This window comes from Variovorax restrictus (genome assembly GCF_051216715.1).
Lineage (GTDB): Bacteria > Pseudomonadota > Gammaproteobacteria > Burkholderiales > Burkholderiaceae_C > Variovorax.
The window spans coordinates 2,743,850-2,759,524 of the sequence record NZ_JBPJZH010000001.1 but is presented as its reverse complement, the minus strand read 5'-3'; the positions used below and the strand labels follow the sequence as shown (position 1 = coordinate 2,759,524).

Genomic DNA, 15,675 nt, shown 5'->3' with positions numbered 1-15,675 from the left:
CTGCGTTTCTCCGAAAGGGTGGTGGCGAGGGGGAAGGATGGACAGGGAAGATCAGGCCGCGGGCGCGTCGATGGGCCACTTGGGCAGGCGGGCCTTGCGGTAGGGCAGGGTGTTGAGGTCGAGCGTCACGGCGCCCGGTGCGCCGGCGTAGATCACGTGCTTCGCGACCTTCGAGAACGACGCGTAGAAGTGCTGCGACGACTTCACCACGATGATCTTCTTGGCCGCCAGGTCGCAGCCCAGTTGCGTGAAGATGTCGGTGCCCATGGCCTGGTTGCGCAGCGTGATCAGCACCATCTCGATTCCGTCTGCCTCCAGCAACGCGCAGTCGCCCAGCGGCACCGGCGTGTTGGCCAGGCCGGTCATGACCATGTCGGCGTGCAGCGCCTTCACGGTGCACATCAGGTCCATCGGCGGGCCCGACAGCGGGCTGATCTTGCCGCCGATGCGCATCGCGAGCCGCGCGCCTTCGCCGGCTTCGAAGGCGATGCGCACCGCGATCGGGTCCCACAGCGGGCCGATGGCCGCGTCGCGGATTCCGCGCTCGATCATCCGGCGCAGGATGAAGGTGCTGTCGCTGGCTGCGCCGCCACCCGGGTTGTCGGCGCCATCGGCCAGCACCACCGGGCCGCCGCCGAAGGCCAGCGCTTCGTCGAGCGAAGCGTCGATGTCGGGGTAGCGCAAGGCGAGCGCGTCGCGCATGCCGATCAGCTCGTCGCCCAGTCGGCGCGCCAGCGCGTCGGCCTGTGCCTGATTGCCGTCGGTGTAGACCAGCAGCTTGGTGCCCATCTCGGGCACGTCGCCCCAGGGAAAGCCGTGCGCCACCGAGATCGACAGCACGCCGTCCTTGCCTTCCAGTGCCTGCAGCCGGTCGACGAAGCCACGCGCGGGCTCCCGCGAGGTGTGCATCGTGACCACCATGTCGCAGTCGACCATCGCGGCAACGGGTTTGATCTTCTTCTCGACCATGGCGGCGCACAGGTCGACCAGTTCGATGCCGCGCTCGAGCACGTCGGTGTGCGGATATTCCTTGAAGGCGATCAGCAGGTCGGCGGTGTCGACCATCAGCGGCGTGAGGTGGCTGTGCGGGTCGAGCTCGGCGCCCAGCACCACGTCGGGCCCGACGATGGCGCGCACGCGCTGCAGCAGGTCGCCTTCGCAGTCGTCGTAGCCGTCGGCCACCATCGCGCCGTGCAGGCCGAGCACCACCATGTCGACCGGTAGCGCGCCGCGCAGGTCGGCCAGCAGCTCTTCGCGCAGCGTCTCGTAGGCATGGCGGGTGGTGGTGCCGCTGGGCTGCGCGCCGGCCACCATGCCTTCGACCAGGTCCCAGCCGAGCGCCTTGCCGCGCAGACGCGCGGCCCACAGCGGGCCGGAAAAGAAGGTCATCTGGTCGGGGTGCTGGCCGGCCGCGTAGTAGCCGCGGTCGCGGAAAGACGCGAGGCCGGTGGGCATCGGGCCGAAGGTGTTGGTTTCGGTGGCGAGGGATCCGCTGAATACACGCATGTTCGGCTCGTGGTGGTGTGGGAAGTCAGAGAGAAGGCACGGCGGCGGCACGTAGCCGCGCCGGCGACAGCATTTCGGCCGTGAGCCCGAAGCTCGCGGCATGCGCCGGCACCGGCAGGCCGCGCGCCAGCGCGGCGCAGGTCTCGCCCATCGCGGCCGAGGTCTGGATGCCGTAGCCGCCTTGCGCCGCGACCCAGAAGAAGCCCGGCAGCTGGTCGTCGAAACCGCCGACCAGATCGCCGTCGGCCACGAAGGAGCGCAGGCCGGCCCAGGTGCGTGTCGGCCGGCGGATGGTCAGCGTGCTGACTTCCTCCAGCCGGTGAATGGCGATGGCGATGTCCATCTCCTCGGGTTGGATGTCCTGCGGCGCCACCGGGTCGGCATTGGCGGGCGAGGCGAGCAGCATGCCCGCGTCGGGCTTGAAGTACCAGTCTTCTTCGGCGCCGATGGCCATCGGCCAGGCCGCGGCGTCGACGCCCGCGGGCCCCGCAAAGATGAAGGCCGAGCGGCGCCGTGGCTCGATGCCCAGCGGCTCGGCACCGGCCAGCGCGGCGATGGCGTCGACCCAGGCACCGGCCGCGTTGAGTACCACCGGCGCCTGGTACACGGCGCCGCCGGCTTCCACGCGCCAGCCCGCGTCGGTGCGCGCCATGGCCGTGACCGGCGCATTGCAGACCAGCGTGCCGCCGGCCTGCCGCATGCCGCGCAGGTACCCCTGGTGGATGGCGTGCACGTCCATGTCGGATGCGTCGGGTTCGTAGACCGCACCGATGACCAGGTCGCGGCGCAGCACCGGCACCATGGCGAGCGCCTCGTCGGCACTCAGGCGGCGTGCGTCGGGCGTGACCGAACGCAGCACGTTCCAGTGTTCCTCCAACAGGGCCTCCTGGCCGTGCGTTCCCACGAACATCGCGCCGCGCGGCGTGAGCAGCGGATGCTCGCTGAAGCCGGCCGGCGGATGCTGCAGGAACGCGCGGCTCGCCATGGTCAGAGCACGCACTTGCGGCGTGCCGTAGCTTTCCATAAACAGCGCTGCCGAACGGCCCGTGGAGTGGTAGCCGGGTTGGTCTTCGCGCTCCAGCAGCATCACGCGGCCGTGCGGTGCGAGCCAGTGCGCGACCGACGCCCCGGCGATGCCGGCACCGATGACGATGAAGTCGGTGTGGACGGCGGTGGGAAATGCGGCAGCCGTCATGCGGTGTGCGCGCAGCAACGGGTGCACGGTGGGGCGTGGGAGCGGAAGAAATGCTTCATGTCGGTGCGGCTAGTGACAGGCGAGTGCGGCGCAGTTTAGTGACGAATTTGCGGATACGAAAATAAAAGAGGCCTATTTACGGGTAAACACCGGCTTCTCGCTCTCGCACGTTTTGCGAGGATGCAATTTGCACTTACGCAAATAGCGGGCCAGGCCTGGCTTGGCGTGGCGTTTGCTGCTGGCAGAATCTGGACCTCTAGAACAGAAGGACACAGCTTGAAGACCCCTCCCGCTGTGCCATCGCAGCACGAGCCGCACACGCTCGATCGCGAGACATTTGGCAAGCGCCTACGCAGCGCTCGCAAGCAGTTCGGCTGGACGCTCGTGCAACTGGCGGAGCGCTCCGGCGTGTCGATCACCACGATCTCCCGGGCCGAGCGCGGGCAGCTTGCCTTGGGTTACGAAAACTTCGCCGCGCTCGGCCATGCGTTGCAGATGGACATGGGTTCGATGTTCTCCGAGGCCGGCCGCAAAGCCAGGCCCTTCGCGGGGCCGGTCGTGACGCGCGACGGCGATGGCGTGGTGTACCGCGGTGTTTCCGTGTCCTACGAGTTCCTGGCCACCGAGGCGGTGGGCAAGCAGATGACGCCTGCACTTGGGAAGGTGCACGCGCGCAGCATCCAGCCGGAAGACTTCGTACGCCATGCGGGCGAGGAATTCATCCTGGTGCTGGCCGGCGCGATCGAGGTGCATTTCGACACCGGCGAGGTGGTGCGCCTCAAGCGAGGCGACTCGCTTTACTTCGACAGCCGCATCGGACATGCCTACATGAGCGTGAGCCGCGAACTGGCCAGGGTGATCGGCATCACCAGCGAATCGGGCAACCACTCGCATTCGGCGCACGCAGGCGGCCAGGTCGCCGCGCCTGCGTCGCTTGCCGACGCGCGCAAGGCTTGAGGGCAGCGAAGAAAGCCTTCAAGTCGGGGACCGCAGGACTCGACGCTTGTCGGCCTTGCCGCTAACCTAGGACGCATGTCAGTGACCGCCCTGCGCCGCGAGAACGTCGACGTCCCCGTCGATCCGGTTCCGCCATTGCCCGTTCCGCCATCCCCGATGCCGCCCACGCCCGTGCCCGAAGGTGACCCACCGCCGGCCGAGCCGCCGATGACCGACCCCGGCAAGCCACCGCCCGTGATCGAGCCGCCGCCCGGTGACATCGTGCTCGGGCGCATGCACGCGCGGCGCCTGCGCGAGGTGTACCGATCGGCCGGTTGGCCGTGCTGCGATCCGATCGAAATCGACCTCCTGGCCGCGGGCCTGCTCGAGCGGCACACGGGGACATTGGGCCACGAGACGCTGCGCGTGACCGACCGCGGCATCGCCCACATCGCCAGTTCGCTCGTCGTCAACCGGGCCGCGCTGTCGGCGCACGAGGCGCTGGTCGAGCAGGTGGCACGCGAGATGACGCGCAGCGGCCGGATCGCCTGGCGCGGCCTCAGCCTGCGCGCCCGGTTGCCGTCGGCAGAGGAGGGCGGCAAGGCGCGCTGGTGCATGGCGCGGCCTGACGTCTTTTCGATCCGCAACACCAGCGTCGAAGCCTATGCCCAGCCCATCGTCCACGAGATCAAGGTGCGACGCGCCGACCTGATGGCCGACCTGCGCAAGCCCGACAAGCGCGCGGCCTACCTCGACCTGGGCGGCGAGTGTTGGTACGTGCTCGGCTGCGATGCGCGTGGCCGACCGATCGCCACGCCCGACGAAATTCCGTCGGAATGCGGCGTGCTGGTGCTCGAAGGTGGGCGCCTCGTTGTCGCCCGCTCGGCCGTGCATCGGGCGCAGCCGCGCATGCCCTTTGCCATCTGGATGGCGCTGGCCAAGGCCCAGCCGGTGGCGGGCTTCGACGAGGGCGCCCAGGGACTGCTTTGCGGCGAGGGCTGAGCAATGCGTTCGTCACCGTCTGTCGGGCGGGCTTGCGCGAATTGCATCAAAACGTAAGATCGCCGACCCAACCGCGACCGTGCGGCCCCGACGCCGCCGCCTGCCAGGAGCAGCCCCCGCCATGCAACCGGTTCTCGAGTTCATCCAGCGCGACGAGCGCTCGTACACCTACAGCGTCCGCGCGCCGCACAAAGGCGCGGCACTGAGGGAGGCCTGCTACGTGGACCGCGGCCTGACGTCGCTCGCCGCGTGTGTCTTCGATGCTGCCCAGGCACTCAGCCATAACTTTCCGCGTGCTTTCGTTCATTACCAAGGCCTGTGCATGGGCGAGATCGAGGTCAGCCGGCTGCGCGCATGCTCCGAATTCATCGCGCAGCAGTTGATGGCCGAATACGCGCGTCGCTCGCAGTCCGAGCCGGTGCTGCCTGTCGGCGCGGCGGGCTGAGCCGGGCCGCTGGCGAGCGGCCTTTTTTCATTCGAGTGCCGAGGCGGGCCCGAAGAATTCGTAGCGCACCTGCCGGTCCGGCACGCCCAGCGTGCGCAGCGAGCGTTGCACCTGCTGCATGAACGGCTTGGGCCCGAGGAAATAGGCGTCGATGTCGCGCACGCCCTCTGCCGCAGCCGGCAGCCACTGGGCCAGGGACGCGGCGTTGATCCGGCCGACGGCATGCGGCGCCACCTCCACGTCATCCGCGGCCGGCGCTTCGTCGTAGCAATAGAAGCGCTCGAACTGCGGATGCTGGTGGGCCAGCGCGTCGATGGCGCTGCGGAAGGCATGCACCTTGTGCGAGCGCGCGCAATGGATGAAGCGCACCGGTCGCGTCGGCGTCCGCGCCAGCGCCGTCTCGAGCATGGCCAGCGTCGGCGTGATGCCGACACCGCCGCTGATCAGCACCAGCGGGCGCTCGCCGTCGGCCAGCGTGAAGCCGCCCGACGGCGGAAACAGCTCGACCACGCTGCCGACCTGCACCTGGTCATGCAGATGGGTCGACACCAGCCCACCGGGCTCGCGTTTCACGCTGATGCGGTAGCTGCGGCCGTTCGGCGCGGCGGACAGCGAATAGTTGCGGCGCGCCTCCTGACCGTTCACGTCGAGCCGCAGGCCGATGTACTGGCCGGGCGCGAAGTCGAGCACCGGCTGGCCGTCGACCGGCTCGAGGTAGAAGGACGTGATCTCGGCGCTCTCCGCTTCCTTGCGCGCCACGCGGAAGGCCCGCCCGCCGCGCCAGCCGCCGGGTGCCGCCGCCTTGCGGTCGTACTCGGCCGCCTCGGCGCCGATCAGCATGTCGGCCAGTTGCCCATACGCGGCCGCCCAGGCCTCGATCACCGCGTCGGTCGCGACTTCGGCGCCCAGCACTTCGCGGATCGCGCGCAGCAGGCAGGCGCCCACGATCGGGTAGTGCTCGGGCAGGATCTGCAACGCCACGTGCTTCTGCACGATCTGCGTCGCGAGGTCGCCCAGCGCTTCGAGCCGGTCGATGTTCTTCGCGTACATCAGCACGCCGTTGGCCAGGGCGCGCGGCTGCTCGCCACTGATCTGGTTGGCCTGGTTGAAGAGCGGGCGTACCTCGGGGTGCTCGTCGAGCAGGATCCGGTAGAAGTGCGTGGTCAAGGCTTCGCCCCCGGTTTCCAGCAAGGGGACGGTGGCGGTGACGATGGCGTTGTGCGCGGCGCTCAGCATGGGGATCCTTCAACGGTGGAGTAGGGACTTCTCTTTGCAAAAGGCGTTCCATGCGCGCGTTGCAGCAAAATCAAGGACTTAGCTTTGATGTATGTCGATAAGACGCGATTGGATTCGTGTCTTTTTGACGTAGACGATGTCACGATGACGACGAATCCGCTGCTTCAGTCCCTCATCCCCCTCGTGGGCGACCTCGCCCGAGACCTTCCGGCAACCGAGCGCTACCGGCGCTTGCTGCAGGCCGTGCGCGTGCTGCTGCCGTGCGACGCCGCCGCGCTGTTGCGGCTGGAAGGCGAGGTGCTCGTGCCGCTGGCCGTCGACGGGCTCAGTGCCGACACGCTGGGGCGGCGCTTTCGCATCGACCAGTACCCACGCTTCGCCGCCTTGCTGCAGACCGACGGGCCCTTGCGCTTCCCGGCCGACAGTCCACTGCCGGACCCGTACGACGGACTGGTCGACGGCTTGGACGGCCACCTGCCGGTGCACGACTGTGTCGGCTGCACCGTGCGCCTGGACGACCGGCCCTGGGGCCTGCTGACGCTCGACGCGCTCGACCCCGACCGGTTTTCCGAGGCCGACCTGGCCACGCTGCAATCCTTCGGCCATCTCGCCGCAGCCACGGTCAGCGTGGCGGGCCGCATCGCGCAACTCGAGTCCCGCGTCGAGCGCGAAAGCCTGCGCGCCGAGGGCTTCCGGCAGGCCGCAGCGCCACGTGCCCGCAGCCTGATCGGCCGCAGCCCGGCGCTGCGTGAGTTGCTCAAACAGATCGACCTGGTCGCCGGCAGCGACCTGCCGGTGCTCATCCAGGGCGAGACCGGCGTCGGCAAGGAACTCGTCGCCGAGGCGCTGCACGCCGCGTCGTCGCGTGCGTCGCGACCCATGATCAGCCTCAACTGCGCCGCGCTGCCGGACACGCTGGTCGAGAGCGAACTTTTTGGCCATGTGCGCGGCGCCTTCACCGGGGCGGTGGGCGAGCGGCCGGGCAAGTTCGAGCTGGCGAACGGCGGCACGCTCTTTCTCGACGAGGTCGGCGAGCTGGCGTTGCCGGTGCAGGCCAAATTGCTGCGCGTGTTGCAGAGCGGGCAATTGCAGCGGCTGGGCTCCGACCGCGACCACCATGTCGACGTGCGCCTGATCGCGGCGAGCAATCGCAATCTGGCCGACGAGGTGCGGGCCGGACGGCTGCGCGCCGACTTCTACCACCGGCTCAGCGTCTATCCCTTGCCGGTGCCGCCGCTGCGCGCGCGCGGGCGCGACGTGCTGCTGCTCGCCGGCTTCTTCCTGGAGGAGAGCCGATCGCGCCTCGGGCTGGGCGGTCTGCGGCTCGACGCCGGCGCGCAGGCCGCGCTGCTCGCTTACGACTGGCCGGGCAACGTGCGGGAGCTGGAGCATCTGCTGGGCCGCAGCGTGCTGAAGGCACTGGGGCGCCACACGCAGCGGCCACGCATCCTCAGCCTGGAGGCCGTCGACATGGACCTGCCGGGCCAAGCCGGTGGCGCGTCGGCCGAAGCGGTCGACGAAGCCGTGGCCATGTCGCCGCCCGTCGCGCCTTTTCGAGGCGAAGGCCAAAGCCTGCGCGATGCCGTGCTGGCCTTCGAGCGCACGCTCGTCTTCGACACGCTGGCAGCGCACGACTTCAACGGGGCGGCCGCAGCGCGCGCGCTCGGCATCGACCGTGGCAATCTGGTGCGGCTTGCCAAGCGGCTCGGGGTGTCGATGCAACGCCCCGAGGCACGGACAAATCCGCCGGTCGGCGGCCGTTGAACGGCGGGCCGCCGGGCCCCGTCAGGGCGCGGTGCGCCCGAAGGCCGGCACCCGCTGTGCGAAACCGTCGAGCCACGTCACCAGCGCCGGATGCGTCGCACGCCAGGTGCCCGCCAGCCGGAAGTCGAGGTAGCCAAGCGCACAGGCCAGGGTGATCTCGCCGATGCTCGGCACTGCGGCGCGCGCGACCGGCAGGCGCGCGGAAAACGCGTCGAGCGCCCGCGACACCTTGCCGCGCTGGAGCTCGAGCCACGACTCGACGTGGTGCTCGGCCGGGCGGTAGCGGCGCTCGTACACCTGCAGCAGCGCCGCCTCGAGGATGCCGTCGGCCAGTGCCTGTTCGCGCAGCACGCCGATACGCTCGGGGCCGACCGGGATCAGCAGGCCGCGGCCATCCAGCGCATCGAGGTAGTCGACGATCACCCGTGAGTCGAACAGCGTGTCGCCGTCGTCGAGGAGCAACGTGGGGATCTTGCCGAGCGGGTTGTGGCGCCGCAGCGGATCGTCGGGGTTGTTGGTGTCGGCGGTGAGTACCGAGATGCGGTCGGTCATGCCGAGCACGTCGATGGCGATGCGGACCTTGCGGCCGAAGGGGGAGGGAGGCGAACTGAAGAGGGTCGGCATGGACAACGATGCGGGACCCGGTCAGCGGATCCGGCCGGCCCCGGCGGTCTGGAGAAGTGGAGCGGGTGAAGGGAACCCGCTCCAAAATTCTTGCATAGGTACGGCGCAGGGGTGGAAAGGGTTTTGTATCGGTGGTTTGTACAGTTTTCAGCCAGGATGTTAGCTCGCCTCGCTTCGCTGAGCCGCCGGCCGGTGTTGAGCCTAGTCGGCGGCGTCTGTGCAGGCGGCAGGCGGAAGTACTTCGCGCTTCTTACGTTTCGCCGCGACGAACAGATAAACACCCAGCATCAAGAGTGGCGCCCAGATCCACCAGCTGACGAGCGGGTAGCTGATCACCCGGAAGCCGAAGCCGCCCGCTGCGCCACCCGCTGCTCCTACTCCAGCGCCGATGAGAGTCATGGCCCCTGCGCCGATCGCCAATCCGACACCTCCGGTGGCAACGCCCACCACTCCAATCATCAGGAAGGTCCCAAAGCCGATTGCACTGCCAGCCGCGGCGCCGAGCCCGATGGCGCCAAACCCTGGCAAGACGAACTGCGTGGCCGTGCCCGTGAGCGTTGCTAGGTAAACACCGAACGCGAAGGTGGCGACCGCCACAACACGCTGATGAAACGCCGACCATCGGGCGCCTACAGCGAGCTTGCACACTAGTGCGCCCGCCACGATGACTGTGCCGACAATCATCGGCACGAGCAGTGTTTTCATGTTGCGTTCCTGTGACAGATGAGCTTGCAATGGTAGGTAGTGGGATGACGCTGCCCTGTGGTGAGCTCGGCGGGGGGGGGCTCGGGGTTGAGCGTTTGTGCCCTTTCCTCGTGTTCGCCCTAGCCCTGCTTCGCTGTCTTGAGCAGCGGCGATACTCTGTAACCACAATCGTAAATTCTCGGAGAGTATGTCCTCAGACCTCGTCGCCATTGAGAACCGCCTATGGGCAGCCGCAGATCAGCTTTGGGCGAATACCGGCCTGAAGCCCTCGGAGTTCTCTACACCGGTCCTCGGTCTGATCTTCCTACGCTACGCTGACAAGCGATTCAGCGAATGCGCGGTCGTTCTCAACGCTAAGGGCATTCCAGCTGATGAGTGCGAGCCAATGGATTACCAGGCCGAGGGCGTGCTTTACCTGCCCGACGAGGCACGCTTCTCGCACCTGCTCACGCTCACGGAGGGCGCGAACCTGGGCAAGGCCATCGCGACTGCGATGGCGCTGGTGGAAGAGCACAACCCCGAGCTGAAGGGCGTGCTGCCGCGCGGCTACAACCTGCTGCCAAACGCCACGCTGGTGGAGCTGTTGCGCCTGCTGGCCCCGCTGGACCTGGAGGGCGACGCCTTCGGCAAGGTGTACGAATACTTCCTGGGCAACTTCGCGCTGAAGGAGGGCCAGAAGGGCGGCGTGTTCTACACGCCCACCAGCATCGTGCGGCTGATCGTCGAGATCCTGCAGCCCTTCCACGGCCGCATCTTCGACCCGGCCTGCGGCTCGGGCGGCATGTTTGTGCAGAGCGCCGCCTTCGTGCAGCGCCACCAGAAGAACGCCACCCGCGAACTCACTGTGTTCGGCACCGAGAAGGCCAGCGACACCGTCAAGTTGGCCAAGATGAACCTAGCGGTGCATGGCCTCTCAGGTGACGTGCGCGAGGCCAACACCTACTACGAAGACCCGCACAAGGCTCCGGGCCGGTTCGACTTCGTGATGGCCAACCCGCCGTTCAACGTCTCCGGTGTGGACAAGGACCGGCTGAGGGACGACCCCCGCTTCGCGCTGGGCCTGCCGACCACCGACAACGCCAACTACCTGTGGATCCAGCTCTTCGCGGCTAGCCTCAATGAGAACGGTCGCGCCGGCTTCGTGATGGCCAACTCGGCCGGCGATGCGCGCGGCAGCGAGCTGGAGGTCCGCAAGAAGCTGATCCAGAGCGGCGCTGTAGACGTGCTGGTCACGATCGGCACGAACTTCTTCTACACCGTCACGCTGCCCTGCACCCTGTGGTTCTTCGATCGGGCCAAGTCACGCGGTCCGAATCGGAACGAGGTGCTGTTCCTGGACGCCCGAACGATGTTCAGGCAAGTCACGCGCTCCATTCGCGAGTTCACGCCAGAGCAGTTGGAGTTTCTGGCGAACATCGTCCGGCTCTACCGAGGTGAGGCTCCTGAGTTCGAAGCAAACACGCAGGCAATGCTCGACGGCCAGTTTCCCAGCCGCAAGTACCGCGACGTGGCGGGCCTATGCAAGGTTGCGACTCTGGCCGAGATCGAGGCTCAGGACTGGAGCCTCAATCCGGGGCGGTACGTGGGCGTCGGAGCCAGGGTCGCTGATGAGTTTGTCTTCGCGGAGCGGCTTGAGGAGCTGAACGAGCAACTCGAATCGCTCAACGTCGACGCGCGAGCGCTTGAGGCCGAGATCGCTTCAAACGTCGGCGCGCTTCTCGCGAGGGCCTGATGCTGAAGACCCGCTGGCCGGCCGTCCCGATTGAGGATCTCTGCGCGCGAGTGACGAGTGGAGGAACACCGTCCAGAAGCAATCCAGCGTACTACGACGATGGATCGATCCCGTGGATCAAGACCGGTGAACTGCGTGGCTGGTATGTCGATGACATCGCTGAGCGAATCACTCCAGCCGCGGTGCGCGAATCATCGGCGAAGGTGTTTCCACCGGAGACGGTTCTGCTGGCTATGTACGGCGACGGCAAGACGATGGGCTCGGTCGGACTGGTCAGAACACCAGCCGCGACAAATCAAGCCTGCTGCGCGATGCTGGCGGACCCGCAGAAGTGCGACCCGAAATTCTTGATGTACTCGTTGGTCTACTTCAAGCCCGCGATTCTGAAGTTGGCGATCAGCGGGGCTCAACGCAACTTGAACGGCAAAAGCATCAAGCAGTTCCCGATTGGCGCTCCGCCAGTCGAGGTTCAACAGCGAGTCGCCTCGATCCTCTCCGCCTACGACGACCTGATCGAGAACAACACGCGGCGCATCGCGATCCTGGAGGAGATGGCCCGGCGCATCTACGAGGAGTGGTTCGTCCGCTTCCGCTTCCCCGGGCACGAGGGCTTGCGGATGGTCGAGTCCGAGTTGGGGTTGGTGCCGGAGGGGTGGGCGATCGAGGTCGTGGAGGACGTGACCGAAACGCTCGGAGGCGGTACTCCGTCAAAGACTGAGTCCGGATACTGGGACGACGGCGAAATCAACTGGTACTCGCCCACTGACCTGACCGCCGTCAGAACCGTGTTCATGGAAGAGAGCGCTAGCAAGATTACGGCGCTGGGGCTCGCCAAGAGTTCTGCGAAGCTGTTCCCGGCGAACTCCGTGATGATGACCAGTCGCGCGACGCTGGGCGTGATCGCAGTGAACACGACGCCCGCCTGCACGAACCAGGGCTTTATCGTCTGCGTGCCCTCGGACCGCATGCCGCTGTGGCTACTCTTTCATTGGCTAAAGGCAAACGAAGGCGAGTTTGAGGCCCTAGCGACTGGGGCGACGTTCAAGGAGATCGCGAAGGGCGTATTCCGCAAGGTCAAGCTCGTCGTGCCAGCAACACCAACCGCAGCGGCGTTCGAGGGCGTGGTCGGGCCGATGATGGACTTGGTGCTTTGCCTTGAGCGCAAGAACCGCAACCTACGAGCCGCCCGCGACCTGCTTCTGCCGAAGTTGATCTCCGGCGAGCTTGACGTATCGGCCATGCCTGAGCCGGAGGCCCTCGCCGCATGACCCCCCAGCCCGGCGTCAAGGAGGTTTCTGCCGGCTATGGCGAACAGGCGCTCGTCGAGATGCCGGCGATCGACCTGCTGACCTCTTTGGGCTGGTGCTTCAAGAACCTGTACGCCGAGACGTTCGGGGCACTGGGCAGCGAGGGGCGCGAGAGCGAATCACAGGTCATCCTGACCCGCCGCCTGCGCGCGGCGCTGGTGGCACTGAACCCCGGCCTGCCGGCCGATGCCTACGCGCAGGCCGTCGAGCAGCTTGCGCAGGACCGCTCCAAGCAGATCGCCGTCAACGCCAACCGCGACTTCTACCGGCTGCTGAAAGACGGCGTGAAGGTGAAAGTGCCCGACGAGCACGGCGGGCACGGCATCGAAACCCTGCGCGTGATCGACTGGGCCATGCCGGCCAACAACGAGTTCTTCCTGGCGTCGCAGATGTGGGTGGCCGGCGACATGTATCGCCGCCGTTGCGACTTGCTGTGCTTCGTCAACGGCCTGCCGCTGGTGTTCATCGAGTTGAAGAAGCCGGCCGTGCCGCTGAAGAGCGCCTTCGACGACAACCTGCGCGACTACCGTGGCCAGAGCGTGCCGCAGCTCTTCCACCCCAACGCCTTCATCCTGCTGAGCAATGGCTCAGACACCAAGGTGGGCACGCTCACCAGCGGCTGGGAGCACTTCTTCGACTGGAAGCGCGTGGCCGACGAGGACGAGGCCGGCAAGGTGAGCCTGGAGCGCGCGCTACGCGGCCTGCTGGAGCCGGCGCGGCTGCTCGACTACATCGAGAACTTCACCATCTTCGAGGAAGGCAAGGGCGGTCTGATCAAGAAGACGGCCAAGAACCACCAGTTTCTGGGCGTCAACAAGTCCATCGCACGCCTGGTGGAGCTGCGCGAGACCGAGAAGACGGAACGTAAGCGCCTGGGCGTGTTCTGGCACACGCAGGGCTCGGGCAAGAGCCTGTCGATGGTGTTCTTCACCCAGAAGGTGCTGCGCAAGGTGTTGGGCAGTTGCACCTTCGTGATCGTGACCGACCGCGAGGAGCTGGACGATCAGATCAGCAAGACCTTCAAGGCCACCGGCGCCACCGCCCGCGAGGACGTGCGCGCCACCAGCGGCGAGCACCTGAAGGAGCTGCTGCGCGGCAACGAGCGCTACATCTTCACGCTGATTCAGAAGTTCAGGAACGTTCCCGGCCAGCCGTACCCGGAGCTGTCGGACCGCTCGGATGTGATCGTCATCACCGACGAGGCACACCGCAGCCAGTACGACATCTTCGCGCTGAACATGCGCAACGCGCTGCCCAACGCCGGCTTCATCGGCTTCACCGGCACGCCGCTGATCAAGGGTGAGGAGGAGCGCACGCGCGAGGTATTCGGCGACTATGTCAGCGTCTACGACTTCGCACGCTCGATCGAAGACGGCGCCACGGTGCCGCTGTATTACGAGAACCGCATTCCCGAGGTGCAGCTCACCAACCAGGAGCTGAACCGCGACCTGGAAGAACTGCTGGAAGCGGCCGAGCTGGACGAGGCGCAGGAAAAGAAGCTGGAGCGCGAGTTCGGCCGCGAATACCACATCATCACCCGCAAAGACCGGCTGGAGGCCATCGCCAAGGACCTGGTGGCGCACTTCACGGGCCGAGGCTACCGCGGCAAGGCGATGATGGTGTGCATCGACAAGGCCACCGCGGTGCGCATGTACGACAAGGTGCAGGCGCATTGGAAAGCCGAGATCAAGCGGCTGAAGGCGGCGCTGGAGCCGGCCCAGGGGGAGGCGCGTGAGGCGCTGATCGCCCGCATCCACCTTATGGGAACCACCGACATGGCGGTGGTGGTGAGCCAGGGCCAGAACGAGGTGGAAGACCTGAAGGCCAAGGGCTTGGACATCGTGCCGCACCGGCAGCGCATGCTGAAGGACAGCTTGGACGAGAAGTTCAAGGACGAGAAGGACGACCTGCGGTTGGTGTTCGTCTGTGCGATGTGGATCACCGGCTTCGATGTGCCGACCTGCTCGACGATCTACCTGGACAAGCCCATGAGGGCGCACACGCTGATGCAGACAGTCGCCCGTGCCAACCGCGTGGCGCCGGGCAAGCAGTCGGGCCTGATCGTGGATTACGTGGGCATCTTCCGCGCGCTGCAGAGTGCGCTGGCCACCTACGCGCGGCCGGCAGCCGGTGGCGCGCAGCAGGGCGGGCCGATCCTCGACAAGGCCGAGCTTGTGGCGGCGCTGCAATCTGCGCTGAACGAAGTGGCAGGGTTCGCGCAGATGCGCGGCGTGACGCTAGAGACCATCGCCGCGGCGCAGGGCTTTGTGCGCATCGGCCTGATCGACGACGCGGTGGAAGCCGTCTTGGCTACCGAGGCAGACAAGAAGCACTTTTTGCAGTTGGCCAGCCGGGTGGCGCGGCTGTTCAAGGCCATCCTGCCCGACCAGCTGGCCAATGACCTGGCGCCGCTGTCGGTGCTGGTGTCGTACCTGGCGGCCAAGATCAAGGCGCTGGGCGACCCGCCGGACATCACCTCAGTGATGGGCGACGTGGAGACCCTGCTTAACGACTCCATCGCTACCGAGGGCTACCGCATCGGCCCGGCCAATAATCCGCAGACGCTGGTGAACCTGTCTGAGATCGACTTCGCCGCACTGCAGGCCAAGTTCGCCCATGGCCATAAGCGCACCGAGGCCGAGAAGCTGAAAGCGCTGATCGAAGGCAAGCTGTCGCAGATGGTTGCGGCCAATGCATCACGCATGGACCTGGCCGAGAAGTTCCAGAAGCTGATCGACGACTACAACGCTGGCAGCCAGAACATCGAAGCGTTCTTCGCCGAGCTGAAGGACTTCGCCCAGGCACTTTCAGCCGAGGACCAGCGCGCCATCTCGGAGGGGCTGACCGAGGAGGAGCTGGCGCTGTTCGACATCCTGACCAAGCCCGAACCGGTGCTGACCAAGGCCGAGGAGGCGGAGGTCAAAAAGGTGTGCAAGGAACTGCTGGCGACTCTGAAGCGGGAGAAGCTGGTGTTGGACTGGCGTGAGAAGCAGCAGGCGAAGGCGGGAGTGATGCAGACCCTGAAGGTCGTCATGCGCGGGCTGCCAATTCCGTATTCAAAGGAGATCAGGTTCGAGAAGGTCGCCAGGGCCTACGCTCACGTGTATGACCACTACGCTAGTGTGAACCGCTGAGGGCCACTTGATTAGACCGGCGCCGGGCGCACAGCGAGCAAGTGCACAGGGGCTGCGTTGCTAGATCACTGGCGCCGACATCGAGCCCC

General features: G+C 66.7%; 12 protein-coding genes. 7 read left to right on the top strand and 5 right to left on the bottom strand.

All coding sequences use genetic code 11. The features are described from left to right. Window positions 1–51: 51 nt before the first annotated feature. Together ACSFA0_RS13050 and ACSFA0_RS13045 are read right to left on the bottom strand one after the other, a co-directional pair. A complete protein-coding gene (locus ACSFA0_RS13050; RefSeq protein ID WP_435450587.1) occupies window positions 52–1,506 on the bottom strand; it encodes a M81 family metallopeptidase in 1,455 nt (484 codons plus the stop codon). Between the two features lie 25 nt (window positions 1,507–1,531). Continuing rightward, entirely contained in the window at window positions 1,532–2,701 is a 1,170-nt protein-coding gene (locus ACSFA0_RS13045) for an NAD(P)/FAD-dependent oxidoreductase (RefSeq protein WP_435450586.1), read from the bottom strand. Window positions 2,702–2,977: 276 nt separating this feature from the next. On the opposite strand from ACSFA0_RS13045, the gene ACSFA0_RS13040 reads away from it, so the two are divergent. The 3 genes from ACSFA0_RS13040 to ACSFA0_RS13030 all read left to right on the top strand — a co-directional run bounded on the left by ACSFA0_RS13040 (window position 2,978) and on the right by ACSFA0_RS13030 (window position 5,084). After that, window positions 2,978–3,658: a helix-turn-helix domain-containing protein gene (locus tag ACSFA0_RS13040; protein ID WP_435450585.1), complete on the top strand. Its 681-nt coding sequence runs from the start codon at window positions 2,978–2,980 to the stop codon at window positions 3,656–3,658. Window positions 3,659–3,733: 75 nt separating this feature from the next. Beyond that, on the top strand, window positions 3,734–4,639 hold the full coding sequence (locus ACSFA0_RS13035) for a hypothetical protein (protein ID WP_435450584.1): 906 nt from the start codon (window positions 3,734–3,736) through the stop codon (window positions 4,637–4,639). Window positions 4,640–4,760: 121 nt separating this feature from the next. Continuing rightward, window positions 4,761–5,084 carry a hypothetical protein gene (locus ACSFA0_RS13030; RefSeq protein WP_435450583.1) on the top strand — a complete coding sequence of 108 codons (324 nt, stop codon included), beginning with the start codon at window positions 4,761–4,763 and terminating at the stop codon, window positions 5,082–5,084. A gap of 27 nt (window positions 5,085–5,111) precedes the next feature. Here the strand turns inward: ACSFA0_RS13030 and hmpA are convergent, their stop codons facing one another. Then, window positions 5,112–6,320 (bottom strand): NO-inducible flavohemoprotein, encoded by a 1,209-nt coding sequence (hmpA, locus tag ACSFA0_RS13025; protein WP_435450582.1) that lies wholly within the window; start codon window positions 6,318–6,320, stop codon window positions 5,112–5,114. Window positions 6,321–6,464: 144 nt separating this feature from the next. Here hmpA and norR point away from each other — a divergent pair, with 144 nt between their 5' ends. Next, a complete protein-coding gene (norR, locus tag ACSFA0_RS13020) occupies window positions 6,465–8,084 on the top strand; it encodes a nitric oxide reductase transcriptional regulator NorR (protein WP_435450581.1) in 1,620 nt (539 codons plus the stop codon). Between the two features lie 21 nt (window positions 8,085–8,105). Here the strand turns inward: norR and ACSFA0_RS13015 are convergent, their stop codons facing one another. Together ACSFA0_RS13015 and ACSFA0_RS13010 are read right to left on the bottom strand one after the other, a co-directional pair. Then, window positions 8,106–8,708: a glutathione S-transferase family protein gene (locus tag ACSFA0_RS13015; protein ID WP_435450580.1), complete on the bottom strand. Its 603-nt coding sequence runs from the start codon at window positions 8,706–8,708 to the stop codon at window positions 8,106–8,108. Between the two features lie 201 nt (window positions 8,709–8,909). Then, window positions 8,910–9,413, bottom strand: coding sequence for a hypothetical protein (locus ACSFA0_RS13010; RefSeq protein WP_435450579.1), 504 nt, complete (start codon window positions 9,411–9,413; stop codon window positions 8,910–8,912). A gap of 187 nt (window positions 9,414–9,600) precedes the next feature. Here ACSFA0_RS13010 and ACSFA0_RS13005 point away from each other — a divergent pair, with 187 nt between their 5' ends. The 3 genes from ACSFA0_RS13005 to ACSFA0_RS12995 are packed head-to-tail and all read left to right on the top strand — an operon-like array spanning window position 9,601 to window position 15,586. After that, window positions 9,601–11,145: a type I restriction-modification system subunit M gene (locus tag ACSFA0_RS13005; protein ID WP_435450578.1), complete on the top strand. Its 1,545-nt coding sequence runs from the start codon at window positions 9,601–9,603 to the stop codon at window positions 11,143–11,145. After that, window positions 11,145–12,413: a restriction endonuclease subunit S gene (locus tag ACSFA0_RS13000; protein ID WP_435450577.1), complete on the top strand. Its 1,269-nt coding sequence runs from the start codon at window positions 11,145–11,147 to the stop codon at window positions 12,411–12,413. Before ACSFA0_RS13005 ends, ACSFA0_RS13000 begins: the two co-directional genes overlap by 1 nt. After that, complete coding sequence (locus ACSFA0_RS12995) at window positions 12,410–15,586, top strand: type I restriction endonuclease subunit R (RefSeq protein WP_435450576.1); 3,177 nt, start codon at window positions 12,410–12,412, stop codon at window positions 15,584–15,586. The genes ACSFA0_RS13000 and ACSFA0_RS12995 overlap by 4 nt, the downstream gene beginning before the upstream one ends. Window positions 15,587–15,675: the final 89 nt, after the last annotated feature.

What these genes read in the sequence shown, in the direction of transcription:
- ACSFA0_RS13050 (WP_435450587.1), bottom strand. Translation starts at nt 1,506, where the DNA reads ATGCGTGTATTCAGCGGATCCCTCGCCACCGAAACCAACACCTTCGGC.
- ACSFA0_RS13045 (WP_435450586.1), bottom strand. Translation starts at nt 2,701, where the DNA reads ATGACGGCTGCCGCATTTCCCACCGCCGTCCACACCGACTTCATCGTC.
- ACSFA0_RS13035 (WP_435450584.1), top strand. Translation starts at nt 3,734, where the DNA reads ATGTCAGTGACCGCCCTGCGCCGCGAGAACGTCGACGTCCCCGTCGAT.
- ACSFA0_RS13030 (WP_435450583.1), top strand. Translation starts at nt 4,761, where the DNA reads ATGCAACCGGTTCTCGAGTTCATCCAGCGCGACGAGCGCTCGTACACC.
- hmpA (WP_435450582.1), bottom strand. Translation starts at nt 6,320, where the DNA reads ATGCTGAGCGCCGCGCACAACGCCATCGTCACCGCCACCGTCCCCTTG.
- norR (WP_435450581.1), top strand. Translation starts at nt 6,465, where the DNA reads ATGACGACGAATCCGCTGCTTCAGTCCCTCATCCCCCTCGTGGGCGAC.
- ACSFA0_RS13015 (WP_435450580.1), bottom strand. Translation starts at nt 8,708, where the DNA reads ATGCCGACCCTCTTCAGTTCGCCTCCCTCCCCCTTCGGCCGCAAGGTC.
- ACSFA0_RS13010 (WP_435450579.1), bottom strand. Translation starts at nt 9,413, where the DNA reads ATGAAAACACTGCTCGTGCCGATGATTGTCGGCACAGTCATCGTGGCG.
- ACSFA0_RS13005 (WP_435450578.1), top strand. Translation starts at nt 9,601, where the DNA reads ATGTCCTCAGACCTCGTCGCCATTGAGAACCGCCTATGGGCAGCCGCA.
- ACSFA0_RS13000 (WP_435450577.1), top strand. Translation starts at nt 11,145, where the DNA reads ATGCTGAAGACCCGCTGGCCGGCCGTCCCGATTGAGGATCTCTGCGCG.
- ACSFA0_RS12995 (WP_435450576.1), top strand. Translation starts at nt 12,410, where the DNA reads ATGACCCCCCAGCCCGGCGTCAAGGAGGTTTCTGCCGGCTATGGCGAA.